We start from the raw sequence: 23,850 nt of genomic DNA, 5'->3' as shown, positions 1-23,850 counted from the left end.
TTAAGCACGGATTTTGAGCTCATAGCCTGAATATTTACGTATGTTAATTACGCCAGTATCCAAAATTAGGTACTGACCTTTGATGCCTTGCAATTTGCCACGAATGACTGGAGTTTTATCTAGGTTGTGAGATTTGATTTTCTCTGGATATTGCTCAACTGGATAAACAAATTCACGTGGTAATTCGGTTTCCAAAATTTCGACCGTTTCATTGAACTCAAGATTCTGACTAAATTCATCTCGAATGGTTTGGATTTTAGGTGAAAACTCTTCGAGCAATTGTTCACGGACTTCAATCAAGTTTAATGGGTCAGCTTCACCCTTGAGTAATTTACGCCAATCGGTTTTGTCTGCAACCTGCGTTCCAAACATGATTTCGAGCTGACCTGAAAGGCGACGTGAGCCTACTTTCATAATGGGTAGTGCTTGAGTGGCTCCTTGATCAAGCCAACGGGTTGGCATTTGGCTAATCCGGGTAATACCAACTTTTAGTGCGCTTGAGTTCGCCAAATAGACGATATGTGGTTGAAAACATACTTCATGGGCAAAGCTATCTTCGCGACAAGTCCCTAAATGATAATGGCAGGTTTCTGGCTTCATGATACACATGTCACAAGAGGCCTTAGTTTTGAAACACTTGAAGCAATGACCTTGTGAAAAAGATTTAGATGTTTTAGCACCGCACGAGACACAGAAGATTTTACCAGTCCATTCGATTTCGATTTCTTGACCTAAGTTAAAAGGAAGGTCAACTTCTGAACGATCTAAAATAAATTTATATTCAACATTTGCCTTGTGTGTATGTTGATCAGTTACACTAAGGTCCTTAAGACCTGCATGCATTTTATGGCAAATGCCTTGAAGTTCCATACAGAATTACTCACTTAATATTAAGGATGCGGTTATGGCTGAACTGAACGTCATTACTTCTATGCTAGACGATTTATCTCAAGAACAGCCTATTTCAACTGCATTATGCATTGGGCAAAATCTTAGCCCAGATCATCATCAATCTATTCAATGGCAATATTTTAGCGTATCTGATTTTTTAAGTCTGCCTTTTACACAGCGCTATGACTTGGGTTTCGTGCTTTTGGATACAATTGAAATGCAAAATGTGAATGAGCAACAAAAATCACAAGTATTGGTGCGTTTAAGAGATTTGATGGCAAAGCGGATTGTGGTGGTCAGTCAGTTACAAGATGAGCAACTGTTACGTGCTTTGGGCTTTACTCAACTCATAGATAAAACAACTCACGAACAAGACTTTGCATTATGGCAGTTTAATATTTTAACTTATAAGCATGTGCCAGATTGGTTTAATTCAAAATTTTGGGCGAACCCTGAAAACTGGAACAAATTTCGTTGGTAGTAGGACGTATATGACTTGAGTCATAGCAAAAATTAACAATTTATCCGTGTAGGCTCCATTTAAACATCGTATGCTGTTTTAAAACTTACAAAGGATAAAACGATGACGAACCTTAATAATATTATAGAAATCTTGGCTAAGCAGGCTATGGGAGGGCAGCAACAGTCAAACCAACAAGGCGGTTTGGGTGGAATTTTGGGCTCTGTATTGGGACAACTTGGAACAAATACATCAGGGCAATCATCACAGGGTGGTTTGGGTGATATTTTAGGTTCGGTGTTGGGTGGTTTAACTGGTGCGCAGTCACAACAAACGTCAAATGCTCAGAACTCTGGGTTTTCAGGTGGTGGAAAAAGTTTATTGATCGCTGTATTGCCTTTGATTTTGGGGTGGATTCAACAGCAAGGTGGTTTACAAGCGGCTTTAGATAAGCTCAAAGGGCAAGGCTTAAGCAGTCAAGTGGATGATTGGGTATCGACTGGCTCAGGAGAAAATGCCAGCGTAAATCCAGAACAGGTACAGAACCTGTTTAATGATGCTGATGTAGAACAGGTTGCACAACAAGTCAATGCGCCTAAACAAGATGTATATAGTGCTATTTCACAAGTTTTACCGCAGATCATTGATTCTTTAACCCCTCAGGCAGGACAAACCAACCCTCAAGAAGCCAATGCAGATATCCAACAGGTATTGAATTTAGTTTCGGGTTTCTTGAAACGTTAAGCTTTACATGAACAATAACTCTGCATTGAATACCAGTCAGCTAAGAAGTTGACTGGTATTTTTGATTTTTAAATTCATCCAGGTGTCTGGTGCTTAAAAACATGATTCACAACTGTTTGTCTAAAGGTGATGTTAATTCCCTTAATAAATTTTGTAGTCGCTGACACAGTAAACTAGGGTGTGCGAATGACAAGCCTGCTTTATTGCATTTAGCAAATAAGAAAAACTGCGTAAGGAATAAAATGGGTTTTGAAGATTTGATTTAAAATAGTAAGGCTCTACCGTTGTGAATAGTCAAAAACTAAGAAAATGAGGTCATTTCTAGATTGATCAGTATGAATTCTAATGCAGCAATAACCTTTTCTAGATTCAAACTTTTCAGATAAAAAAACACGCCGAAGCGTGTTTTTTTAATTTTTTGGACTGCTTAACTTAGAAGTCGTAACGCATACCGAGAGAAAGTCCAAGGCTATTTTCACCTGCGACACCACTTACGCTGTTTGTGCGACCTTCTTTCCATGGTGTTAAGTTTGACTTATCATCATTGATTACAGTTGCTAAGTTGCCGTAGACACGTACTGCTTTGTCTAGACGGTGCTCAAGGCCAACAGCGAGTAATGTTGAGTTTGCATCATCAGCATCAACATCACGGTAGAACACTTCGCCACGGACTAAAGTTTTTGGTGCAAATTTATATTCACCAGCTACACCGAATACTTGCGTGTCAGGGTTTGCATCAGAGTTGTCATGTTGAAGAAATTGGTACATACCACCTAAGTTAAAATCAGGTGTGATTTTATATGCGCCAGCAATACGGAAACCATCACGTTCGCCACTTGTTGCTTCTTCTTCATAGTGTTCGTATGCAGCAGCGAAGTCTACGTTGCCTTCTTTATAAGTTAAAGCTAAGTCGTATGCTTTATCTTTGTCTTTAGAGCCATTTTTTGTAGCATCTGGGCTATTCGCTTCGTGAAGTGAAAGAGCACCTAATACATTAAAACCATTGCCAAATTTAGGTGACTTATATTCGATGGTATTTGCATTACGCTCATCAAACTTCAAGTTGCCTACACGTGTTACGTTTCGTACATCACCAACCATGTCGCCGAAGAAGTTAACTGGACCACGTGCTGCTTTGAATGGGCTGTCAAATCGACCTACACGTGCTTGACCGAAGTTACCTTTTAAGCCAACGAAAGTATCACGTGTTGCAAATTCAAGATCACTATTTGCTGAACCGCTCGCAAAGTTAATTTCTTGTTCAATTTGACCGAATACAGTCATGCCGTTTTCAAGTTCTTGCTCAGCTTTGAAACCTAGACGTGAAGAGTTTGAAGAAATACCAACTTCGTTGTAGTCAGCACCATCATCAAGATAGTCTAAAGAAACATGCGCACGGCCATAAATTTTTACGTCAGCAGCCATTGTTAAAGCTGGTGTAAGTAATGTTGCCCCAACTGCTAATGCGCAAAGTGTTTTTTTCATGTGTAGCTCCAAGAAAGACTTTTTGTTGATTCGTCTATAAAAGGTTATTCAGTCGTCTTTTTATCCATCAGACTTCTGTCTCTTGGCGCTCATTATTGATTACAAATAAGTCATTAATATTAAAGAAATATTACAAAAATATTAAACAACTTAAAGTCAAAGGCATTTCGGCGATAAATTGTTAAAGTGTGGTTTTGAGTTTTATGTGGTTGATATTAATTATTTTTAGATATCAAAAAAGGAGCCGAAGCTCCTTGATTTGATCTGAAAAATTACAAAGCGGCTCGAATTTTTTCTGCTTGCGCTTTGATTTTTTCTTGATCACCCATTTGTAGGGCGTGCTTACCGAGCTCATGTACAGAACTTGGGATAAGGTGGAAGTGTACATGCGGAACGGTTTGTCCAGCCGCAGGGCCAGATAATTGCATAAGAACAATACCTTTTGCATCTAAACCAACTTCTATGGCTTTTGCAACTTTTTGCACAACTTGAATGGTGTAGGCTGCGGCATCGGCAGGCAGATCAAGCAGTGTCACAGCAGGTGTTTTGGGGATCACTAAGGTGTGACCATCTGCTTGAGGCATAATATCCATAAAAGCAAGAACTTGGTCATCTTCATATACTTTAATGGCTGGAAGTTCACCACGTAAAATTCGTGCAAAAATGTTTTGCTCATCGTAAGCCATGTTTATTCCTTAAATTTTACTTAAACTGAATTTACTTACAGTTTAATTCTTTTTGACGCTCTTTGATGGCATCAAGGCGTTGTTGCTCTTTTTCAGAGAACTTTGGTTTGGTAGTGTAGCAATTGTCATTGCCAAATTTTGCTTTCGCCTCAGGATCTTTAAAGCAGAATCCTTTAGATGCATAAATGACATCATGATCATCTTTTAATTTTTGACACTCTTGCTCAGGCGATGCTGCAAAACTTTGCGCCCCGATGAATGTTGCAAGACTGGCAAAAACCGCTACAGTCAACTTTTTCATGAGAATTTCCTCAGTTTGTAACATTGTATGTAGTCACATTACTACTTTATAAGGGTTGGTTTTGTTTATTCAATGGTGAGTTCTTACTCAATTGTAATTTTACTCCATGTTTCGTACATTTTTATGGCAGAAGAAAAGTCACTGTCTGCTTCAGATAAATCGCTGGCTGCCTGAATCAAGCTTTGTGCTAGTCCAATTATTGGCGCAGATAGTTTGGCTTCACGAACTAAGTCAACGGCAATACCTGTATCTTTGGCCAATAAAGGCAGTGCAAAAGTTAGAGGAAAACTACGGTTTAGGATTCGTTGTGGTAAAACTGTTTCGGTCACACCACTTTTACCACTCGATGCATTAATACAGTCCAAGGCTTCATTTAAGTTGACCCCATGGGCTTTTAAGGTGGTGAAACCTTCTGCAACGGAACATAGATTGACTGCCAAAAGCATATTGTTTACAGCTTTGACTGCAAAACCTGCACCAGATTCGCCTACATGTTTAATCAGTTTACCAAATGCCTGTATGGCAGGTAGTGCACGCTCAAATGCTGTAGCCTCACCGCCAATCATGACAGTAAGGGTTGCATTATCTGCCCCAATGGTTTGTCCGCTGACTGGTGCATCTAAAAAATCTACACCTTGTAGTTTGAGTTGTTCAGCTACTTTTTTTGCAGAAGACGGCACACCGCTGGTGCAATCGACCCAAATGCTACCAGATTTAAGCTGTACTTGATCAAGTAATTCTTCAATGTCTTGGCTGGTAGGAAGGCATGAGAAAACTACATCGGCTTGTACTGCTTTTGCAAGGTCTACAGCTTGAGTGCCATAAGCTTCAGCATGTTGCTTTGCTTTCTCAAAATTGCGATTCCATACCCAAACTTGTTCAAAGTGTTTGGGTAAGTGTGATGCCATGCGATACCCCATCGCGCCTAGACCGATAAATGCAACTGACTGAATCATGTCAAACCTTAGTATTTAAATATTAGTTGAACGTTCACTTAACCACTGAGCCAGTTTTGGCCAAAATTCATCGGCACTACGTTGACTTGACATCAGTCCTAAATGTCCACCTGGGATGAGAGTAAACGTGACATCAGTACTACTTGTCAATTGGGTGAGTGGTTTAGCGGCTTCTGTAGTAACTAATTGGTCTGTTGTGCCTGCGGCAACAAGCAATGAGCACTGTATATTTTTTAAAGCTATGCTTTTCTTATTTAATGTGATTACTCCTGTTTTGAGTGGATTCCGTAGCCAAACATTAAACAACATGTCTTGGTTGATGCCACCAGGATAATCAATCATACGGTTAAGAAAACTACCAATAGTGGCGTGTTCATATAAAGCTTCGTTGTCGTCCAAATTGAGTAACAAGTTTTTGTGGCTTTGAAACCAGCCTATAGGGTCAACCATTTTAAAACCAATCGTATTTAAAACACCTGGGGTGTGAAGTAGACGCTTCGGTATTTTGCCCTGATAAATTTGCTGTTGTAATGTTTTGCTTTTCGAAATGATTCGATTGAGATATGCAAAGAACTGTCCATTTCGCCCAGATTTATAGCTGTCAATTGGGCTACCCAATACCATTAAATTTTTCACGAAATTGGGCTGATGTAGAGCAGTATATAAGCTCACAAATATACCTGCCATACTCCAGCCGTGTAGTGAAATTTGATCACTTTGACTATGTTTTAAAATGCTTTGAATGCATAGCGGGATGTAATGATCAATAAAGGTTAAAAAATTAAAATGACGATTACGGAAACTTAATTTGCCCCAGTCAATTACATACACAGCAAAACCCTGCTGTTTGAAATACTTAACCAAAGAACGATAGGGGTAAAGGTCATAAATGGACATATTGATGGCGAGAGGAACCACGAAAACCAGAGGTTCTTTGTACTTGCGAACTTCTGGGGCGTAATAGCGAATTTGAGTCAGGTCAAATGTTTCAATCACTTCATAGGGCGTATTTTGTGACAGAACGAGTGACTTCCCTTTAAAAATGCGCGTGGACAGATTATTTATTTTAGTTTTTAAGTTCTGCATAGGGTTGATATCTCAAATAAGTAGAAAGTTTGATCGAAGTCTAATCAATATTTGCGTATTTTACCTTGACCTTAAATAGCCTAGACGCTCAAAATGTTGGCAATTCTTTATAAAGGCAGTCTTTGGACTGAAACACAGAGAAATGAGCCAATACGACAACATCGAATACCAATTAGACACTTTAGCGATTCGTACCGGTCACACACGTACTTTTGAAGGGGAACATAGTGAGCCAATTTTCCTAACATCTTCTTTCGTTTGTGAAAATGCGGCAGATGCAGCAGCTAAATTTTCAGGACAAATTGAGGGGAATACATACTCACGTTATACCAACCCAACGGTACAAGCATTTGAAAAGCGTTTAGCTATATTAGATGGTGCTGAGCGCGCAGTAGCAACCAGTTCGGGTATGGCAGCAGTACATGCAGTGACGTTGGCTTATTTAAAAGCGGGTGATCATGTCGTGTGTTCACGGGCTGTATTTGGTTCGATTATTTCGCTGTTTGAAAAATATGTCATCAAATTTGGTGTCGATGTTACATTCGTAGATTTGGAAGATTTAGACGGCTGGAAACAAGCGATTCGTCCAAATACACGTCTTTTATTTATTGAAACACCGTCGAACCCATTGGCTCAAGTGGGTGATATGCAGGCAATTGCTGATATTGCTCATGCACATAATGCTTTATTTGCAGTCGATAATACGTTCTGTACTCCAATCTTACAGCAACCCATTAAGTTTGGTGCTGACCTGATTATTTATTCATCAACGAAATATATTGATGGTCAAGGTCGTGCTTTAGGTGGGGCCGTTGTAGGTAAAGATAAATTGGTTGAAGAAATTAACGGTGTTATTCGTACACTGGGTAATTCTATGAGCCCATTTAATGCATGGATCTTCTTAAAGGGTTTAGAAACTTTAAGCTTACGGATGAAAGCACATTGTGCCAGTGCGCAAAAGTTAGCAGAATGGCTCGATGCACATCCAAAAGTTGAAAAAGTGTATTACGCTGGTTTACCAAACCATGAGGGACATGAGCTAGCAAAGAAACAGCAGTCTGGTTTTGGTGGCGTGGTTTCTTTTGTAGTGACAGGTGAGCGTGAGGGGGCTTGGACAGTCATTGACAATACTCGTTTCTTATCAATTACCAGTAACTTAGGGGATGTAAAATCTACGATTACACATCCTGCAACGACGTCTCATGGCAGAATGTCGGCTGAGGCAAAACAGGCAGCGGGTATTAGTGAAGGTTTAATTCGGGTATCTGTTGGTTTAGAAGACATTGATGATATTATTCGCGATATCGCACGTGGTTTAGACTTAATTTAATTTTTAATTTTATGTTCGGAGATTTTAATGAACATTAATATGCTTATGCAGCAAGCACAACGCATGCAAAAAGATATGGAAAGCAATATCAAGAAAGCCAAAGAAGAGCTTGCACAAACAGAAGTGCATGCCGAAGCAGGTGGTGGTTTGGTGAAAGTGACGATGACTTGCCGCAATGTCGTAAAGCGTATCGAAATCAATCCTGAATTATTGCAAGATGATGCAGATATGATTGAAGACTTAATTGCTGCTGCAATGAATGATGCTGCACGTCAAGCAGAAGCAATCACTGAAGAGCGCATGAAAGCTGCAAACTCTGGCGCAGGCTTGCCACCAGGTCTTGCAGGTTTATTCTAATAAAGGAATACCTATAGTGTTTAGTGATCGTTTCGATCAATTGGTACAAGCTTTACGCATTTTGCCAAGTGTTGGGCCGAAGTCGGCTCAACGCATGGCGCTTCACTTGATTATGAAAAATCGTGAAGGCGCAATCGGTCTTGCACATGCTTTAAATGAAGCCACGAGCTATATTCATGAATGTAGCTTGTGTCACTCTCTGACGGAAAATGAAGTCTGTGATATTTGTGTCTCGCATGAGCGTGATGATCAATTGCTCTGTGTGGTTGAGTCACCAGCAGATGTGATGGCAATTGAACAAAGTGGCAGTTTTCGCGGTAAATACCATGTATTAGGAGGGCATTTATCTCCACTTGATGGTATTGGTCCAGAAGAAATTGGTATTCCGTATCTGATTCAGCGTTTAAGCGATGGTAAAGTAACGGAAGTAATTTTGGCGACCAATGCAACTGTTGAGGGTCAAGCTACAGCACACTATTTGGTGGAGGCAACGAAGCATTTGCCTATTCAAATGACCCGTATCGCACAAGGCGTACCACAGGGTGGTGAACTTGAATATGTCGATAGTCATACTTTAAGCCAAGCTGTACATAACAGAATGCGAATGAAATAAGTATTTCGATACTTGTTTCATTTTTTATTTTGATACGAAAAATGCTTTAGTAAGATAAAAAAAATATTAATTTGAGTTTGGTTGTATAAAAAAATCACAAAAAACGGCAAATAATTAAAAAACCAATAGAAATCTTGATAGCTAAATGATCTTATTCAGGTAAGATAACCCAAAAGAGCATCTAGCATTAGACGCAGTAGGATATGTTTCAATTTATTCAGCATCAACAAGACCTTATTCCAGTCTTAGAAAAAATGGATCGTAACGCAGTCTACGGACTCGATACAGAATTCATAAAAGTCGACACCTTATGGCCAAAGTTGGGTGTATTCCAAATCAATGTCGCAAATGATATTTATTTACTCGATGGGACAACACTCGATTTAACTGAATTTTGGAATAAACTTTTTCGCGCACAGCAAAATGTCTTTCATGCCTGTAGTGAAGATATCGACTTGATTTATCATTATGCGCAGCATAAAACCTTAAACAACGTATTTGATACTCAAGTTGGCATGTCGTTTTTAGGACATGGCTTACAGGTTAGCTATCAAAATGCATTGAAGCAAATGTTGGATGTCGACATTGATAAAGGGGAGACCCGTTCGAATTGGTTGGCACGCCCACTCAGCCCTGCACAACTCAGCTATGCTGCAAATGACGTGCTGTACTTGATGAATCTTTCAGAAAAAGTTAAACAAGAACTAAATTCAAAGTCACTCCTCAACTTTGCTCTCGAGGACTGTCAGCATCTAACGCAAGAAATTGCGACAGAAACACCTTTGCATTTACTCTATCAAGATATTGGTAACTATCGACATTCACGTCGTCAGTTAATGCAGTTGCAACAGTTGGCAGTATGGCGTGAACAGATGGTAAAAGCACTTAATACGCCACGTAGTTTTATTTTAAAGAATGCAACCATGATTGATCTGGTTGAGAAGAATCCGAAAAATGCTTTCCAGTTATCAGGCGTTAAAGATATACGTCCAAACATTGTGAGAGAACATGGTAAAACCATTTTAGATCTGGTGAAGTTTTTACCTGAGCAAGCGGATTGGCCACTACGCATGGCACGACCAATTCGACATTCCTCAAAAGATGTTGGTGAAAAAATTGATCACTTAATTCAAAATGTCGTGGATGAGACCACGATTCCTAAAGAAGTGCTGATGCGCAAAAAGTGGATGAATGCCTTACATCAGCATGTGGTTTTTCATAATGATGAACAAGATTTGCCTGACTACTTATTGGGCTGGCGTTATGAACTATTGACTCAGCCTTTGATTCAACTATTGCGCCGTGATGAAAGTTATCTTTCTACCCAAATGAAAGTCATGGATTAATAATTAGTCAATTGGTCTCAAGTTTAGATATTTATACAAAATCACGACTGATGCGTTAATCATGACTAATGTCAGTTGCTTTTATTTGATGTATCCTGTGGCTTGAGTTATTTGAGTGCTGTTTTAGATATGCAATGTTCTATTTATAAATCGAGTAAAAAAGATGAAATGTATCTTTATATTGCTCGTCCAACTGAAGCTGATCAAGCAGTTGAATCGTTTAGCCCATTGAATGTTTTGCCTGAAGCTGTTCGTGGTGCATTTGGTCGCGCAAGTTTTGTGATGGATCTTGAATTGAGTGAAGCACGTAAATTAGCACGTGTAAATGTATTGCATGTCATGGACTCAATCCAAACTCAAGGCTTCTTTTTACAAATGCCTCCAGAAGGATTGATTAATCCGAACGCAGTAGAGCCAGAAGGCCTCCGTGGCGCATAAAGTATAATTCAGGAGTTGTACAGTGGATAGTTTTCTTTCAATACTTGATTCAATTCCTGAAGACAGCATCGCTGTCACAGTATATCTTTTAGGCAGTCTGCTGATTTTGTGGTGTTGGTATTCCATTGCCACACGCCTGCCTAAGCTGTTGGGTGGCATTACATGGATGATGATCTTTGCCATCTTATTGACACCAACAGTTTCTGAAGGTCCAAATGCAGCAATTGCACCTGCCATTTTTGGTTTGTTATTTGGTGTGTTAACTAAAGACTCACCACTCATTTGGTCTAATTTGTCATTGATTCTGTTTGTCATGGGTGTGGGGCTTGTGATCGGTTTCTTTTGGTCAAAATATGTGGCAAATAAAACCAAAGCAGTTGTCAGTAACCCTCATTCACCACTGTAATTAATAAAAAAATAAGGTTTAATCATGTCTGTTGAAACGCAACAATTTACGGGTACAGATCAGTACATTGCTACCGATAGTTTAAAACTTGCTGTAAAAGCTGCACGTAGTTTGCAAAAGCCTTTATTGGTCAAAGGTGAGCCGGGTACGGGTAAAACTTTACTGGCAGAACAAGTGGCTGAAAGCTTAGGCTTAAAATTATTGACTTGGCACATCAAGTCAACCACAAAAGCTCAGCAAGGTTTATATGAATATGATGCGGTTTCGCGTTTGCGTGATAGCCAATTGGGTGACGACCGTGTTTATGACATTAAAAACTATATTAAACCGGGTAAATTGTGGGAAGCGTTCACCAGTGAAGAACGCTGTGTTTTATTGATTGATGAAATTGATAAGGCAGATATTGAGTTTCCAAATGACCTATTGCATGAATTGGACAAGATGTCTTTTTATGTATATGAGACGGGCGAAACTATTACAGCATCACAACGTCCAATTGTGATTATTACTTCAAATAATGAAAAAGAACTACCAGATGCATTTTTGCGCCGTTGTTTTTTTCACTATATTGAATTTCCAGACGAAGCGACTATGCGTGAAATTATTGATGTACATTTCCCGCAAGTTTCAACGGCTTTGGTCAATGAGGCTTTGCAAATTTTCTTCAAATTACGTCAAGTTCCGGGTCTAAAAAAACCACCATCGACTTCAGAGCTTATTGATTGGTTAAGCTTGCTGATGGCAGATGACATGCCAGAAGATGTATTGCGTAATCATGACAAATCCAAAGCAATTCCGCCTTTGTATGGTGCGCTCATTAAAAACGAACAAGATGTGCAGTTGCTTGAACGTTTAGCCTTTATGTCACGTCGTTAAAGGAGAAACACGCATGTTTGTGCGCTTGTTTTATACCTTACGTAAATACGGTGTTCCTGTCTCAACACGTGAACTAATTGATCTGAATGAAGCTGTAGCTTCAGGTTTAGTCTTTGCCGATCAAGACGAATTTTATCAACTCGCCAAAACCATTATGGTGAAGGATGAACGCTTCTTTGATAAATTTGACCGAGGCATGAAGGACTATTTTGATGGCATTTCAACTTTTGATTTGGATGATTTACTCAATAAAGTCCAACAGCTCCCTAAAGATTGGTTTGATTTAGAACTCTTAGAAAAACATTTAACTCCAGAGCAGCGTGAAGAGTTAAAAAAAGCGGGTTCATTAGAAGAACTGATGAAAATGCTGGAAGAACGTCTACGGGAACAGCATAAAAAACATCAGGGTGGAAACAAAATGATTGGCACGGGAGGAACCTCTCCTTTTGGTGCTTATGGTGATCATCCAGAAGGGGTACGTATTGGCGGGCCGGGACGTAAACGTTCTGCTGTAAAAGTTTGGGAACAACGCAAATATCAGAACTTGGATGATGAGCAGATTCTCGGTACTCGTCAAATGCAAATGGCACTGCGACGTTTGCGCAAGTTTGCGAGACAAGGGGCTGCTGAAGAGTTGGACATTAACGGCACGATTCGTGAAACGGCGAAGCAAGGCATACTTGATGTGCAACTTGTACCTGAGCGCCGTAATCGTATTAAAGTTTTAATGTTATTTGATGTGGGTGGGTCGATGGATTCACACATTGCTCAATGCGAGAAACTTTTCAGTGCAGCGAAAACTGAGTTTAAAACTTTAGAATATTTCTATTTCCATAACTGTTTATATGACTATGTGTGGAAAGATAATGTTCGCCGTTCTACTACGCGCATGAATACATGGGATTTATTCAATACTTATGGACGCGACTATCGTGTGATTGTGGTGGGAGATGCTTCAATGGCACCCTATGAGCTCAATTCAGTTGGTGGTTCGGTTGAGTACATGAATGACGAGGCAGGAAGTGTTTGGCTACACCGCCTACGCAATCATTTTGAGAAAACTGCATGGTTAAATCCAGAAGAAGATCGTTATTGGCATTACACCCATACGATTGGTTTAATTAAGCAAATTTTTGAAGATCATATGTACCCAATGACTTTAAAAGGCGTTGAGGATATGACTAAGTATTTAGCTCGCTAACTGACTGATATAAAGCAAATTTAAAAAATAGGATCGTCAAATGGATCATCAAATAAACGGTATTGCTTTGCCCAACACAGAGGGCTTTTTTGGGGCTTATGGTGGACAGTTTATTCCTCCACATTTGAAAGAGGCAATGGACGAGATTAATGTTGCTTACACAAAAATCCGTGAAACTGAGGCATTCCAAACCGAGCTTGCTGATCTTTTTGCGCACTATGTTGGTCGTCCAAGTCCTTTGTTTTATGCGAAACGCTTATCTGAACAGTTGGGTGGGGCACAGATTTACCTTAAACGTGAAGACTTAAACCACACAGGCGCACATAAAATTAATCACTGTTTGGGTGAAGCACTACTTGCAAAATATATGGGCAAAACCAAAGTTATTGCAGAAACGGGTGCAGGACAACATGGCGTTGCACTAGCAACAGCCTGTGCTTTGGTCGGTATTCCATGTGAAATCCACATGGGGCAGGTCGATATTGAAAAAGAACATCCCAATGTCGTCAAGATGAAAATTCTCGGTGCAACACTTATTTCAGTAACACGTGGTACTGCAACACTCAAAGATGCAGTAGATAGTGCTTTTGAAGAGTATTTAAAAGACCCAACCAATTATATTTATGCTATTGGCTCTGTTGTAGGACCGCATCCATTTCCAATGATGGTACGTGATTTCCAGTCGATTATTGGTAAAGAAATTAAAGAGCAAACGCATGAGCGTTTTGGTTCAAACCCTGATTATGTAGTCGCGTGCGTGGGTGGTGGCTCGAATGCTATTGGAGCTTTCACAGCATTTTTAAACGATGCAGATGTGAAATTGATTGGTGTAGAGCCTGCTGGTCATGGTTTGGATACCGATATGCACTCAGCAACCTTAACTTTAGGGAAGCCAAGTCAAATTCATGGTATGGCATGTTATGTCCTTGAAGATGAGCAGGGTGAACCGTTACCAGTACATTCCATCGCTTCAGGTCTCGACTATCCTGGTGTTGGTCCACAGCATAGTCTGCTGAAAGATTTAGGTCGTGTCGAATACACCACTGCAACTGATCAAGAATGTTTAGATGCATTTATGCGCTTGTCTCGTGTTGAAGGGATTGTTCCCGCACTTGAAAGTTCACATGCAGTGGCATGGGTACTTCGTGAAGCGCCAAAGCTCAGTAAAGATTTAAAAATTGTGGTCAATATTTCTGGTCGTGGTGACAAAGATGCAGACTATGTTGCAGCTAAATTGGGCTTAAATTGAGTTAAAGCTGATAGGTTTGTATAAAAAATCCCTGCTTAACGCAGGGATTTTTTATTTTAAATTATTGTTTTATAGTATTTTCCCAATATAAAACTTAGAGCTAACCTGAAATATATTGCTGGAGTTGATCAATCAATTTCTTTTGGTCATCCATCGCGGCTTTAACCAAATCTCCAATAGAAATAAAGCCGATTAAGATACCTTCTTCAACCACAGGCAAATGACGTAAATGACGGTCAGTCATAAGATCTAAGCATTCTTCGACAGTTACAGAGGTTGTGACGGTCAGCACTTTTGCTGTCATAATTTCTTTGACGGTAGTTTGTTTTGAACTACGTTCCATCAACATGACTTTGCGCATGTAATCGCGTTCAGACAATATACCAACCACTTGTTGTTCATGAGTGACCACAACCGCACCAATACCTTTATCTGCCATAAGTGAAATTGCTTCAAATACTGTAGCATCAGGGCTAATGGTGAAAATATCTTTATGTACTTTATCATGTAAGACTTGAGCGACATTGGTCATAGGATATATCCTTTTGTTGTGGTTATTGTTTTATATTTAAATTAACGCGAATTTTAAAAAAAGCAAATACTTTGCAGTCATTTCTGCCAACAAGATAAACAACTTCTCTGTGTTTATCTTTTAGGATCAGAACTAAGCTGGCAATAAAATACTGTCATTAAAGAAAAAGTGACGCATTTGAGACGTACTGAGTTTAATACGTTTTGTACCATTACATAGTGCGGGTGTTACGTTTAAACGTGAAAGTGTTGGAAGTAAAGCGCTTTGAAAATCATGCGGGGTGATTTTTTTAGGCACATAGTTTGGCCAGTGAAGTTGAGCATATTGGTGTGCATGTAAGCCATTGAGCCAGAAAGGGAAAACATAGTCATCATGATCCGAAGTCATCGCCCAACCTTGTTGTTCGGGGTGGTAAAGTCCCCATAGGATACCGCAGTACATCATGCCTCTTAAAATATTAATTTTTAAATATAAATGATTTGAAATAGGTTGTAGTTTCAAAATTTTGTACATAGCCTTATGTCGTGTAAGAAACATGAGCCCATTTTAAATAAATAAGATGAAAGTTCAGTGTAAGCTTTGCATTACTATGTAAATAAATATGTCATTTCAAAATGTTAGGTTCAAAAAAAAACGCCACCTAAGTGACGTTTTATTATGCTTTCATGGTGGCAAGTTGTTGCCAATATTGTGCTTTAAGCGAGTCGCGTTCTACGCGGAAACCTTGGTAATAAAGCTCAGCTAAAAATAGGGCAGCTTTACCGTGACCAGCACGAGCAACGCTTTCTAACTGTTGTACCGCTTCGACAAAGTTCATTTGTGATTGAATGGTGTTTACTGCATCCGCATACGCATGTTCTAGGTCATGATGAGAGATTTGTTGAATCATATTAAGCTCCTTATTCTAATTATGATCACTTAAAGGTATTTTTACCTTTAGATATAAATATCACGCTAATGTTAAATATTTATTACAAATTGCTTGAATTGTCAAATATATTGTCACTTATACTTTATATATTACAGTTTACATGATTAAACAATGAACAGTCAAAAGATTGAATATGATAATAAAACAGGAAACTGTAATTTATAAGGAGAATAACATGACAAAGACATTAGACGGTTTTGAATTTGATATGCCTCCAACTGTTTCGCAAATTGTCGCATTGGCACAGTATCACCGCACACAATTAGATGAAGCAGTTTTCCATCAAGAAATTCATCTCGGGGATTTTTGTTTGGCACAGCGTAAAAGAGTATACGATTTCACAAGACAGCTTGATGAAAATCAACGGGTTGATTTTTATGAAACCTACAATGGCGAACTGGTACGAATTGCCGATGATGACCCAGCTCATCCTTCTGATGCAGAAAATGGCGTAGGGGCTTTCGCCATTGTCATTGCATTGGTTGTGATTGCCTTGGTCCTTTATTTCGCAGTGATTCGTAGCATTGTTAGCTAAGCTTCATGTTTGGAAACAAGATGACTTGCTGAAATTATGTTCTCTTTAACCATTAATGGGGATATTTTTCAGCATTTCAACTTGTGATTCTGCAATTCGCTACTTACACTAGTTCAACTAGAGGTAGGTTATGCATATTGCGATCCAAAAAATTTTTAAACTAAAAACACAGATTACACTGGTACAAATCTATAATGGTCTCATGTTATTGATCATTCTGGTCATTCTGCTGATATCTAGCTTCGCTTTGTCTCGACCTATTTCTCCAACCCAATTTGAAAATGTCAGTCGTTTGTCGCATCAAGCTGTTTTCCCAGAAACTCAAGAGATGGCGCAAAGCCTTATTCAGGAAACCCGCATTACTTATATTGATTATTTTAGATTAATGCAGGCTCATCAGTTTGAGCAGAGTCGGGCAAAGCAGCTTCCGGCATTGGCTCCAGAGGTTCAATAATTGCAGGAATCTGATCAGGATGAGGTATGCTTTGCTTGATATTGGGATCAAGATTTAGCTCTAAAATATGTCTAAGTTGAACTTTGTCTAAGCTCTTACTTACAATAACTAAGGTAAGCTTTTCAGGGTGCAAGTGTTTACGTATCGCATTTTGAACATCTGTTGGGCTAATCTCGGCGAGACGTTTCGGATAGTCAGACAAATAGTTAATATTTTGATGATAAAAACCCATAGAACCCAGTTGGGCATTGATATTGGCATTACTACTAAAGCTATTGGGTAAGCTACGTAACATACCAGCTTTGGTTTCTTCGAGTTGCTGTGCGTCGATGGGTTGGCGAACAAAGTCGACCAGTGCTTTATGCGCTACTTGGATACTGTCCATCAGCTGATCTTGTTGGGTTGAATAGCTCAAGCTAAAGCTCCCAGCGGTCTGACTAAATGTAAAACTACTGTTTGCACTATAGGTATAGCCTCGTTTGACGCGAAGTTCTTTCATTAAGACTGAATTAAATCCGCCACCACCAAACATGCGGTTAGCCAGTTCGAGTGCTAGGCGGTCAGGGTCATCACGTGTGGTGGAGAGGTGTCCCATCGTGACGTGAGCTTGTGCTGAATTAAATACAATATGTTGAATATCAAAGTCTGATTTGTCTTGTGGAACGGCAAGTGTTTTTGCAGTTTCTCCTTGCGGAAGTGCGGCACTGATTCGTTCAGCCAGTTTTTGGGCTTGTTTTACGCTGAGTTGGCCTGTAAGGGCTATGTTCATATTTTTGCTGACCAAGAATTCATCACGAAACTTTTTTAAATGTTGTGTACTAATTTTTTTAATGCTGCCATTGGTACCAGTAATCGGTTCTGCATAGGGGTGCGAACCATATAATGCACGGTAAAAGCGAATACTCATCAAACGACTTGGGCTTTCTTTGAGTTGTTTTTGTCCTACTTGAGTATTACTCACCATTAAGTGAATACTGTTGTTTTTGAAGGTGGAATCTTTTAGGACTTCAAGCATGGTGTTGACAGCTGCATCAAGCTTCTTTGGATCAGATAGAGAACGCAGTCGAACCACAAACATGTCTCGATGTGCAGCCATACTAAAACGTGCACCGACGTGTTCAAAGGCGTTGGCAATCTCTACAGCATCATGTTGAGTTGTACCTTCATCCATCAACTGTGCCGCCATATTTGCTACGCCATAAAGTCCTTTTTCGACTTCTATATCCCGTGCAGAACCTGCATTAAAGGTGAGTTGAATATCTACCATTGGAAGGGCTGGTGATTCGACGAATAAACTTCGAACTTTGTATTTATTTTTTAGCTCATGGACATGCGGCGCTGTGTAGAGTTCAGCTGTTTTGACTTGTTTTAGGCTTTGTAATGACGAAATAGACTGTAATGAATTTGGATCATCATTGGTTATAGGATTTGTATTGATTTCTGCAATTACATTGGTCGTACAAAGGGCAGACAATGCAAGAAATAAAAGCTTAGACTTTGACATATTATTCTCCATCATTTTTCTGCCTGAGTTTCTGGTTGGAGGTATAAGGTGCTTAAGTTATTTTTTATAAAAGACGTTTGGCTGACTCGTTGAATGTCTTCTGGCGTGATGGCCTCATAACGCTGTGGAAGTTGATCCATTATGCGGTAATCAATACCGTTTACCGCTAAATTTCCGATCAGTTTGGCTTGCCCGACTATGTCATCTTGGCCATAAATAAGATTGGCAACAAAGCGTGTGCTAATACGTTCTAATTCTTTAGGATTAACAAGTTCTGTTTTGAGTAGGTCAATTTCTTGCTCTATGGCTTTTTGTAGTTCGGGCAGTGTTACGCCATTTACAGGTAGTGCTGAGATGGTGAATAAACTGTCACCACGGTTATAGGGGTCATAGCTCACGCTGAGTGCGGTAGCCAGCTTTTTGTCACGAACAAGGCGCTGTTGCAACCTGGAACTGACTCCGCTATCTAATAAGCTGCGAATGAGTGTGAGCGCGTAAACGTCTTCTGAATTGGTTGTTGTTGCAAGTGATTTGACATTCCAAGCCATATATAAATTGGGCACTTCAACATTGCTATACTGTTCCATGTGACGGTAGCCAATGTTTTCAAACTCAGTCACATCATTGCGTACAGGTGTAGGCTGACTTTTGATATCGCCAAAGTATTTTTGAACTTGTCTAAGGGCAGATTCTGCATTGACATCACCCACAATTACCAAGATCGCATTATTGGGGCTATACCATTTTTGATACCACTGTTTAACATCATCTAGAGTGATATTTTGCAAGTGTTTCATGTGTCCGATGACGGGTTGACGATAATGGCTAGTTGGGTAAGAAATCCATTTGAAACGTTCGAACGCGAGTGAACGTGGGTTGTCATCGGTACGTAGGCGTCGTTCTTCCATCACCACTTTAATTTCAGGGTCAAAGTCTTGTTGGCGTAGCAGAAGATTGTTCATGCGGTCGGCTTCTAGCTCTAAAGCCATCGGGAAGTATGTTTTTGGATAAAGCTGATAGTAATTGGTGTAGTTGGTAAATGTGGCCGCATTGACATTGCCACCATAGATACGACTCAAGCGACTGAATTCGTCGTTCGGTACTTTAGATGTTCCTTTAAACATCATATGTTCTAGTACATGAGAGATACCTGTTGTATTTCCTGACTCATCAGTGCTACCGACTTTGTACCAAATTTGGGTCATGACCATTGGGGAGCGGTGATCTTCACGGATAATCACCTGTAAGCCATTGCTTAAAGTAGTTTCAAAACTGCTGCGAGTAAGCTCACTACGTATTTGTGCATAGCTTGTTATAGGTAAACAAAGTAGAGTTAAACCCAGTGCAACTAAATTTTTTTTATAAGAATGCGTGACTAATAAGTGATGCATATAAAATTGGGGCTCAGGTTGAAGTGAAAGCATTTCAATAAATAACCATTCTTAAGAAAAATGCGAAGTAGATCAAGCACCAGAAGTATTGATTTGTTAAGTGTTTACATAAAGTATTGTTACTAAGCGAAAGCCTATCTTTTATGGTAGAATCCGTCTTTTTTAACGCAGTGCTTTTCAAGGATTCGGCATGCAACAGCAATCTAATGAGCAGAACAAATTTTTGATTGATGCTGATATCGGGGATGACGATGTCACATTACCAAGTTTACCTGTGGTCAATGTGCCAATCGTTGAAACAAAAGAGCAAACAGTTGTTAGTCCAGTTGTGGTTGCTGAAACAAGCTCAGAAGAAGCAGAGGCGTCTGCAAAAGGCGGTTTCTTTAGCCGTATGAAAGAAGGGTTAACCAAAACCCGTAAAAACCTTGCTGATGGTATGGTCAATATTTTGATCGGAGGTAAGGAGATTGATGATGAACTGCTTGAAGAAGTTGAAGAGCAACTTTTAGTTGCAGACATTGGTGTTGATGCAACGAAAACCATCATTACCAACTTAACTGAACGTACTGCACGTGGTGATTTAATTTATTCGCATTCATTGTATAAAGCGCTTCAAGAAGAGTTGGTAGCGTTACTCGCGCCGCGTGTTAAACCTTTGCATATTGACCCAAACAAAACACCGTATGTGATTTTGGTGGTGGGTGTAAACGGTGTAGGTAAAACCACAACTATTGGTAAATTGGCAAAGCGTTTACAAGGTGAAGGCAAAAAAGTGATGCTTGCTGCGGGGGATACTTTCCGTGCGGCGGCGACCGAGCAGCTTCAAATTTGGGGCGAGCGCAATAATATTGCCGTAGTTGCACAAGGTCATGGTGCTGACAGTGCTTCTGTAATTTTCGATGCGTTTGAAAGTGCACGTGCCAAAGGGATTGATGTTTTAATTGCAGATACCGCAGGCCGTTTACATAACAAAGGTCATCTCATGCAAGAGTTGACCAAAGTAAAACGTGTCATGCAAAAAATTGATGCAACTGCGCCACATGAAGTTATGTTGGTGGTTGATGCAGGAACAGGTCAAAATGCGATTAATCAAGTAGAAATGTTTGATGAGGCGGTTGGTTTGACAGGTCTAACGATTACCAAACTCGACGGCACTGCGAAAGGCGGTGTGCTGTTTAATATTGCCAGTCGTACGCATGTTCCAATTCGTTTCATTGGCGTGGGTGAGAAAATTGACGACTTACGCCCTTTCTCTGCAAAATCCTTTGTTGCTGCTTTGTTTGAAACAGAGAAATAAGCTTGAACAACACTATTTTTAAAGTGTTAGATCAGTCACATAAACTCCGCTAAATGCGGAGTTTATTTTTTTATTCAATTTGTTTGTTTTAAAACAAACATTTAGGAATCACATAGTAAATATAAGTAATTCTCCTGCGATTACACTAACGCCTAACACAATAGGCATCACTGTACATTTTGGGGAACACGGTATGGCTTTATTACATAAAATTGGACAAGTTCTAACAAAGGATTTAACCAAAGACTTAAAATTTAAAAAAAATCACAAAGAAGACCTAAAACAAACCATATTTATCGATCAACTAAAAAAGCGCCGTAGTATTTATGTTTTAGGGAAGCGTGTACATTTAAGTCAGGTGTATTTAGCTGAATTGATCCAAGAGGCCGTGCGAAGTTGTCCTTCGGCACATAATTCACAAAGTACTTGTATTGTGATTTTAATGGGCGATGCGCATCATCACTTTTGGAATGTCGTAAAAGAAGTGCAACGCAAGTTAGTCCCTGCGCATATTTTTGCTGGTGCAGAACTGAAGGTTGATCAATGCTCGGCAGGATTTGGTACAGTTCTATTTTATGAAGATCAGCAGATCATCCAACAGTTACAAAAGAAAATTCCTTTTGATGCGGCAGAATTTCCAGTTTGGTCTGAGCAAGTTTCAGGTATGGCCCAATATGCTGTATGGACATGTTTAGCAGATGCGGGTTTGGGTGCGTCATTACAACATTATAACCCGAGTATTGACGCTGACATTTTAAAAGTTTTTGAGATTCCAAAACATTGGCTGTTACGTGCGCAATTGGTCTTTGGTTCGATAGAGGAAAAAACCGCTGAAAAAGAACAGCATAAAGATGAAGAACGCTTTATGATTTATGCTTAGTGGATTGACGGTGAGATTGAGCTAATCGAGTATTTATGTTTTAAATCATGAGCGAATTAAGATTGTTCTATTTTTAAGACACTATGTCGCTCAATTAAGCATGTTCAAATTTAAAATAATGATTATGATAAATACGAATCACATATAACGAGATCGAGAGATCATTGAGGAAAATAACATGTCATTTTTAGACCAAATCAAACAGCGTCGCACTATTTATGCAATTGGTAAAAATGTTGATTTAACACCAGCAAATATCGAGTCACTCATTAAGGAAGCTGTAAATCACAGTCCATCGGCATTTAACTCACAGACTTCCCGTATTGTGACTTTATTTGGTGAGTCGCATTTACAGTTTTGGAATATCGTACGTGAAACTTTACGTAAAATTGTTCCTGAAGCTGCGTTTGAGGCGACAAATAAAAAGCTTGATAGTTTTTCAGCAGGCTATGGCACGGTTTTATTTTATGAAGATCAGGATGTTGTAAAATCATTACAAGAACAGTTTGCACTTTATGCAGATAACTTCCCCGTTTGGTCTGAACATTCCTCTGCAATTGCTCAGTTTGCTGTATGGACAGCTTTATCTGAACACAACATTGGTGCGTCATTGCAGCACTACAACCCAATCGTAGATGCTGAAATCGCGGAGCTTTTTGAAATTCCTAGTAATTGGAAATTGCGTGCACAACTTGTTTTTGGTTCTATTGAAGCACCTGCGGGTGAGAAAACATTTATGGCGGAAGCGGATCGCTTTAAAACATTCAATTAATAGCTAGTTTTTAAAATGAAAAAGAGCAGAGTAGATCTGCTCTTTTTTGTTTGGGTATTTATCTTTAAAATATAAAAGCTTAGCAATATATATTGTAGTTGTAGGTTGGTTCTAGGCTCAGAAATTGTCATAAAATTGTCATTTATACACTGCATAGTGCAACTAAACTTTAATAAACAACGGATAGAGTGTAAAAATGACCTTACGTGCAACCCTTGCAACAGTAGTATTGATGTTGAGTACTTCCGCATTTTCAGCAGTAACCATTACCGCGCCTGAAGAAATTAAAATTGAAGGTTTAAATGGGCAAGAGGTCAAGAGTCGTTTATTTAGTTCAGACAGTACATATAGTATTGATGCAGGCGAAAATATTATCAGTGTTCGTTATATCCAGTTCTTTGAAGAGCATCCTGGCATTGGTTCGCATGATATTGTTCGCTCTGGTGTGGTGAACATTAAAACTCCAATTCTACAAGATCAGCAGACCTATCGTTTAGCTTTACTCAATCCGCCACAAAACCATGATGATGCAAAGGCATATGCTAAACAGCCCGTTTTTGGTTTATATGATGCCAAGAATCAATTGTTGGTCGAACAAAAAGGCAGTAAAACGCAAAGCTCTGGCATTCTGAAAAATTTATTTAATGATGCGCCAACTGATCTCACTCAAAAAGCAACTACGATTGCGCAGCCTGCACCGATATATACGTCACAAGCAGTGGTAGGAAAAGCTGAAGTAGTGAAACCAAAAGATCTGCCAAGTGCTAACAATGCTCAGCAATTAATTAATACTTGGAAAAGTGCATCGAAATCTGAACGCCAAGCGTTTATGACTTGGTTAGCTGAACAAGCACAATAATCTACTCACTAAATAATAAAAAACAGCATTAGCTGTTTTTTATTATTTAGATAGCGCATTTATATAGTGGATAAACTGCAAATATTGTCTATAATTTAATCTAAAATAGATATTTTGATTTAAAAATAACCAGTCAGGTGGTTTTCTTGAAATATTTATATGAATGGGCTTGCGTTACAAATAAAACCATATAGAATACGCAGCACACCAACGCAATATAGTGAACAACTTGAGGTGGAGGTCTTAATGGTGACGAACCATTGAGAAGAT

At 39.4% G+C, this 23,850-nt stretch carries 28 protein-coding genes; 17 read left to right on the top strand and 11 right to left on the bottom strand.

Features of this window, described 5'->3' with window-relative positions:
- Entirely contained in the window at nucleotides 1–870 is an 870-nt protein-coding gene (locus B4F08_RS15900; RefSeq protein WP_110975748.1) for a DUF2797 domain-containing protein, read from the bottom strand.
- Nucleotides 871–904: 34 nt separating this feature from the next.
- Between B4F08_RS15900 and B4F08_RS15895 the strand changes: the two genes are divergently transcribed.
- Together B4F08_RS15895 and B4F08_RS15890 are read left to right on the top strand one after the other, a co-directional pair.
- The gene (locus tag B4F08_RS15895) at nucleotides 905–1,372 is read left to right on the top strand and encodes a DUF6231 family protein (RefSeq protein ID WP_086209201.1); all 468 of its coding nucleotides are present in this window, start codon (nucleotides 905–907) and stop codon (nucleotides 1,370–1,372) included.
- A gap of 102 nt (nucleotides 1,373–1,474) precedes the next feature.
- Nucleotides 1,475–2,095: a YidB family protein gene (locus B4F08_RS15890; RefSeq protein WP_119065053.1), complete on the top strand. Its 621-nt coding sequence runs from the start codon at nucleotides 1,475–1,477 to the stop codon at nucleotides 2,093–2,095.
- A 432-nt stretch (nucleotides 2,096–2,527) separates the two neighbouring features.
- On the opposite strand, the gene B4F08_RS15885 is transcribed toward B4F08_RS15890, so the two are convergent.
- The 5 genes from B4F08_RS15885 to B4F08_RS15865 form a co-directional block, all read right to left on the bottom strand.
- Nucleotides 2,528–3,580, bottom strand: a complete 1,053-nt coding sequence (locus tag B4F08_RS15885; RefSeq protein WP_086209199.1) for a porin — start codon at nucleotides 3,578–3,580, stop codon at nucleotides 2,528–2,530.
- 272 nt (nucleotides 3,581–3,852) lie between these two features.
- Nucleotides 3,853–4,266: an HIT family protein gene (locus B4F08_RS15880; protein WP_086209162.1), complete on the bottom strand. Its 414-nt coding sequence runs from the start codon at nucleotides 4,264–4,266 to the stop codon at nucleotides 3,853–3,855.
- A gap of 31 nt (nucleotides 4,267–4,297) precedes the next feature.
- Nucleotides 4,298–4,567 carry a YARHG domain-containing protein gene (locus B4F08_RS15875; protein ID WP_078426548.1) on the bottom strand — a complete coding sequence of 90 codons (270 nt, stop codon included), beginning with the start codon at nucleotides 4,565–4,567 and terminating at the stop codon, nucleotides 4,298–4,300.
- Between the two features lie 83 nt (nucleotides 4,568–4,650).
- Entirely contained in the window at nucleotides 4,651–5,523 is an 873-nt protein-coding gene (locus B4F08_RS15870; protein WP_291375301.1) for an NAD(P)-dependent oxidoreductase, read from the bottom strand.
- Nucleotides 5,524–5,538: 15 nt separating this feature from the next.
- Entirely contained in the window at nucleotides 5,539–6,609 is a 1,071-nt protein-coding gene (locus B4F08_RS15865) for an alpha/beta fold hydrolase (protein ID WP_291375300.1), read from the bottom strand.
- 142 nt (nucleotides 6,610–6,751) lie between these two features.
- On the opposite strand from B4F08_RS15865, the gene B4F08_RS15860 reads away from it, so the two are divergent.
- The 9 genes from B4F08_RS15860 to trpB all read left to right on the top strand — a co-directional run bounded on the left by B4F08_RS15860 (nucleotide 6,752) and on the right by trpB (nucleotide 14,425).
- Complete coding sequence (locus B4F08_RS15860; RefSeq protein ID WP_291375298.1) at nucleotides 6,752–7,939, top strand: O-succinylhomoserine sulfhydrylase; 1,188 nt, start codon at nucleotides 6,752–6,754, stop codon at nucleotides 7,937–7,939.
- Between the two features lie 27 nt (nucleotides 7,940–7,966).
- Nucleotides 7,967–8,296 (top strand): YbaB/EbfC family nucleoid-associated protein, encoded by a 330-nt coding sequence (locus tag B4F08_RS15855; protein WP_004984648.1) that lies wholly within the window; start codon nucleotides 7,967–7,969, stop codon nucleotides 8,294–8,296.
- A gap of 16 nt (nucleotides 8,297–8,312) precedes the next feature.
- Nucleotides 8,313–8,909 (top strand): recombination mediator RecR, encoded by a 597-nt coding sequence (gene recR, locus B4F08_RS15850; protein ID WP_086209166.1) that lies wholly within the window; start codon nucleotides 8,313–8,315, stop codon nucleotides 8,907–8,909.
- Between the two features lie 203 nt (nucleotides 8,910–9,112).
- Nucleotides 9,113–10,255: a ribonuclease D gene (locus tag B4F08_RS15845; RefSeq protein WP_086209167.1), complete on the top strand. Its 1,143-nt coding sequence runs from the start codon at nucleotides 9,113–9,115 to the stop codon at nucleotides 10,253–10,255.
- 129 nt (nucleotides 10,256–10,384) lie between these two features.
- Nucleotides 10,385–10,693: a YcgL domain-containing protein gene (locus tag B4F08_RS15840; protein ID WP_086209168.1), complete on the top strand. Its 309-nt coding sequence runs from the start codon at nucleotides 10,385–10,387 to the stop codon at nucleotides 10,691–10,693.
- Nucleotides 10,694–10,715: 22 nt separating this feature from the next.
- Nucleotides 10,716–11,099, top strand: a complete 384-nt coding sequence (locus tag B4F08_RS15835; RefSeq protein WP_110975744.1) for a hypothetical protein — start codon at nucleotides 10,716–10,718, stop codon at nucleotides 11,097–11,099.
- 24 nt (nucleotides 11,100–11,123) lie between these two features.
- Nucleotides 11,124–11,975 (top strand): AAA family ATPase, encoded by an 852-nt coding sequence (locus B4F08_RS15830; protein WP_058869668.1) that lies wholly within the window; start codon nucleotides 11,124–11,126, stop codon nucleotides 11,973–11,975.
- 13 nt (nucleotides 11,976–11,988) lie between these two features.
- Nucleotides 11,989–13,176, top strand: coding sequence for a vWA domain-containing protein (locus tag B4F08_RS15825; RefSeq protein WP_086209170.1), 1,188 nt, complete (start codon nucleotides 11,989–11,991; stop codon nucleotides 13,174–13,176).
- Nucleotides 13,177–13,216: 40 nt separating this feature from the next.
- Complete coding sequence (trpB, locus tag B4F08_RS15820) at nucleotides 13,217–14,425, top strand: tryptophan synthase subunit beta (protein ID WP_119065059.1); 1,209 nt, start codon at nucleotides 13,217–13,219, stop codon at nucleotides 14,423–14,425.
- 100 nt (nucleotides 14,426–14,525) lie between these two features.
- Here trpB and B4F08_RS15815 read toward each other — a convergent pair whose 3' ends face one another.
- The 3 genes from B4F08_RS15815 to B4F08_RS15805 all read right to left on the bottom strand — a co-directional run bounded on the left by B4F08_RS15815 (nucleotide 14,526) and on the right by B4F08_RS15805 (nucleotide 15,846).
- The gene (locus tag B4F08_RS15815; protein WP_110975742.1) at nucleotides 14,526–14,957 is read right to left on the bottom strand and encodes a CBS domain-containing protein; all 432 of its coding nucleotides are present in this window, start codon (nucleotides 14,955–14,957) and stop codon (nucleotides 14,526–14,528) included.
- A gap of 132 nt (nucleotides 14,958–15,089) precedes the next feature.
- A complete protein-coding gene (locus B4F08_RS15810) occupies nucleotides 15,090–15,470 on the bottom strand; it encodes a DUF2750 domain-containing protein (protein WP_110975741.1) in 381 nt (126 codons plus the stop codon).
- 142 nt (nucleotides 15,471–15,612) lie between these two features.
- Nucleotides 15,613–15,846 (bottom strand): hypothetical protein, encoded by a 234-nt coding sequence (locus B4F08_RS15805; protein WP_004697075.1) that lies wholly within the window; start codon nucleotides 15,844–15,846, stop codon nucleotides 15,613–15,615.
- Between the two features lie 217 nt (nucleotides 15,847–16,063).
- Between B4F08_RS15805 and B4F08_RS15800 the strand changes: the two genes are divergently transcribed.
- Together B4F08_RS15800 and B4F08_RS15795 are read left to right on the top strand one after the other, a co-directional pair.
- Nucleotides 16,064–16,423, top strand: a complete 360-nt coding sequence (locus B4F08_RS15800; protein ID WP_086209174.1) for a hypothetical protein — start codon at nucleotides 16,064–16,066, stop codon at nucleotides 16,421–16,423.
- 130 nt (nucleotides 16,424–16,553) lie between these two features.
- The gene (locus tag B4F08_RS15795) at nucleotides 16,554–16,877 is read left to right on the top strand and encodes a hypothetical protein (protein ID WP_291375286.1); all 324 of its coding nucleotides are present in this window, start codon (nucleotides 16,554–16,556) and stop codon (nucleotides 16,875–16,877) included.
- On the opposite strand, the gene B4F08_RS15790 is transcribed toward B4F08_RS15795, so the two are convergent.
- Nucleotides 16,801–18,381, bottom strand: a complete 1,581-nt coding sequence (locus tag B4F08_RS15790) for a M16 family metallopeptidase (RefSeq protein ID WP_291375284.1) — start codon at nucleotides 18,379–18,381, stop codon at nucleotides 16,801–16,803. The two genes, B4F08_RS15795 and B4F08_RS15790, sit on opposite strands and share 77 nt — an antisense overlap.
- A gap of 11 nt (nucleotides 18,382–18,392) precedes the next feature.
- A complete protein-coding gene (locus B4F08_RS15785) occupies nucleotides 18,393–19,772 on the bottom strand; it encodes a M16 family metallopeptidase (protein WP_291375282.1) in 1,380 nt (459 codons plus the stop codon).
- A 190-nt stretch (nucleotides 19,773–19,962) separates the two neighbouring features.
- On the opposite strand from B4F08_RS15785, the gene ftsY reads away from it, so the two are divergent.
- From ftsY to B4F08_RS15765, 4 genes are all read left to right on the top strand, one after another.
- The gene (ftsY, locus tag B4F08_RS15780; protein ID WP_291375280.1) at nucleotides 19,963–21,069 is read left to right on the top strand and encodes a signal recognition particle-docking protein FtsY; all 1,107 of its coding nucleotides are present in this window, start codon (nucleotides 19,963–19,965) and stop codon (nucleotides 21,067–21,069) included.
- A gap of 193 nt (nucleotides 21,070–21,262) precedes the next feature.
- The gene (locus tag B4F08_RS15775) at nucleotides 21,263–21,949 is read left to right on the top strand and encodes a nitroreductase family protein (RefSeq protein ID WP_291375279.1); all 687 of its coding nucleotides are present in this window, start codon (nucleotides 21,263–21,265) and stop codon (nucleotides 21,947–21,949) included.
- Between the two features lie 178 nt (nucleotides 21,950–22,127).
- Nucleotides 22,128–22,721: a nitroreductase family protein gene (locus B4F08_RS15770; RefSeq protein ID WP_086209179.1), complete on the top strand. Its 594-nt coding sequence runs from the start codon at nucleotides 22,128–22,130 to the stop codon at nucleotides 22,719–22,721.
- A 196-nt stretch (nucleotides 22,722–22,917) separates the two neighbouring features.
- A complete protein-coding gene (locus B4F08_RS15765) occupies nucleotides 22,918–23,580 on the top strand; it encodes a DUF2057 family protein (protein ID WP_151707615.1) in 663 nt (220 codons plus the stop codon).
- Nucleotides 23,581–23,850: the final 270 nt, after the last annotated feature.

Source organism: Acinetobacter sp. UBA6720, from assembly GCF_002454215.1.
In the GTDB taxonomy this organism is placed as follows: Bacteria; Pseudomonadota; Gammaproteobacteria; order Pseudomonadales; family Moraxellaceae; genus Acinetobacter.
This window is presented reverse-complemented; position numbering and strand designations above follow the sequence as displayed.

Bases quoted from the DNA above. Each gene is read 5' to 3' on its own strand.
- B4F08_RS15900 (WP_110975748.1), bottom strand. From the start codon at position 870: ATGGAACTTCAAGGCATTTGCCATAAAATGCATGCAGGTCTTAAGGAC.
- B4F08_RS15895 (WP_086209201.1), top strand. From the start codon at position 905: ATGGCTGAACTGAACGTCATTACTTCTATGCTAGACGATTTATCTCAA.
- B4F08_RS15890 (WP_119065053.1), top strand. From the start codon at position 1,475: ATGACGAACCTTAATAATATTATAGAAATCTTGGCTAAGCAGGCTATG.
- B4F08_RS15885 (WP_086209199.1), bottom strand. From the start codon at position 3,580: ATGAAAAAAACACTTTGCGCATTAGCAGTTGGGGCAACATTACTTACA.
- B4F08_RS15880 (WP_086209162.1), bottom strand. From the start codon at position 4,266: ATGGCTTACGATGAGCAAAACATTTTTGCACGAATTTTACGTGGTGAA.
- B4F08_RS15875 (WP_078426548.1), bottom strand. From the start codon at position 4,567: ATGAAAAAGTTGACTGTAGCGGTTTTTGCCAGTCTTGCAACATTCATC.
- B4F08_RS15870 (WP_291375301.1), bottom strand. From the start codon at position 5,523: ATGATTCAGTCAGTTGCATTTATCGGTCTAGGCGCGATGGGGTATCGC.
- B4F08_RS15865 (WP_291375300.1), bottom strand. From the start codon at position 6,609: ATGCAGAACTTAAAAACTAAAATAAATAATCTGTCCACGCGCATTTTT.
- B4F08_RS15860 (WP_291375298.1), top strand. From the start codon at position 6,752: ATGAGCCAATACGACAACATCGAATACCAATTAGACACTTTAGCGATT.
- B4F08_RS15855 (WP_004984648.1), top strand. From the start codon at position 7,967: ATGAACATTAATATGCTTATGCAGCAAGCACAACGCATGCAAAAAGAT.
- B4F08_RS15845 (WP_086209167.1), top strand. From the start codon at position 9,113: ATGTTTCAATTTATTCAGCATCAACAAGACCTTATTCCAGTCTTAGAA.
- B4F08_RS15840 (WP_086209168.1), top strand. From the start codon at position 10,385: ATGCAATGTTCTATTTATAAATCGAGTAAAAAAGATGAAATGTATCTT.
- B4F08_RS15830 (WP_058869668.1), top strand. From the start codon at position 11,124: ATGTCTGTTGAAACGCAACAATTTACGGGTACAGATCAGTACATTGCT.
- B4F08_RS15825 (WP_086209170.1), top strand. From the start codon at position 11,989: ATGTTTGTGCGCTTGTTTTATACCTTACGTAAATACGGTGTTCCTGTC.
- trpB (WP_119065059.1), top strand. From the start codon at position 13,217: ATGGATCATCAAATAAACGGTATTGCTTTGCCCAACACAGAGGGCTTT.
- B4F08_RS15815 (WP_110975742.1), bottom strand. From the start codon at position 14,957: ATGACCAATGTCGCTCAAGTCTTACATGATAAAGTACATAAAGATATT.
- B4F08_RS15810 (WP_110975741.1), bottom strand. From the start codon at position 15,470: ATGTACAAAATTTTGAAACTACAACCTATTTCAAATCATTTATATTTA.
- B4F08_RS15805 (WP_004697075.1), bottom strand. From the start codon at position 15,846: ATGATTCAACAAATCTCTCATCATGACCTAGAACATGCGTATGCGGAT.
- B4F08_RS15800 (WP_086209174.1), top strand. From the start codon at position 16,064: ATGACAAAGACATTAGACGGTTTTGAATTTGATATGCCTCCAACTGTT.
- B4F08_RS15795 (WP_291375286.1), top strand. From the start codon at position 16,554: ATGCATATTGCGATCCAAAAAATTTTTAAACTAAAAACACAGATTACA.
- B4F08_RS15790 (WP_291375284.1), bottom strand. From the start codon at position 18,381: ATGTCAAAGTCTAAGCTTTTATTTCTTGCATTGTCTGCCCTTTGTACG.
- B4F08_RS15785 (WP_291375282.1), bottom strand. From the start codon at position 19,772: ATGCATCACTTATTAGTCACGCATTCTTATAAAAAAAATTTAGTTGCA.
- ftsY (WP_291375280.1), top strand. From the start codon at position 19,963: ATGCAACAGCAATCTAATGAGCAGAACAAATTTTTGATTGATGCTGAT.
- B4F08_RS15775 (WP_291375279.1), top strand. From the start codon at position 21,263: ATGGCTTTATTACATAAAATTGGACAAGTTCTAACAAAGGATTTAACC.
- B4F08_RS15770 (WP_086209179.1), top strand. From the start codon at position 22,128: ATGTCATTTTTAGACCAAATCAAACAGCGTCGCACTATTTATGCAATT.
- B4F08_RS15765 (WP_151707615.1), top strand. From the start codon at position 22,918: ATGACCTTACGTGCAACCCTTGCAACAGTAGTATTGATGTTGAGTACT.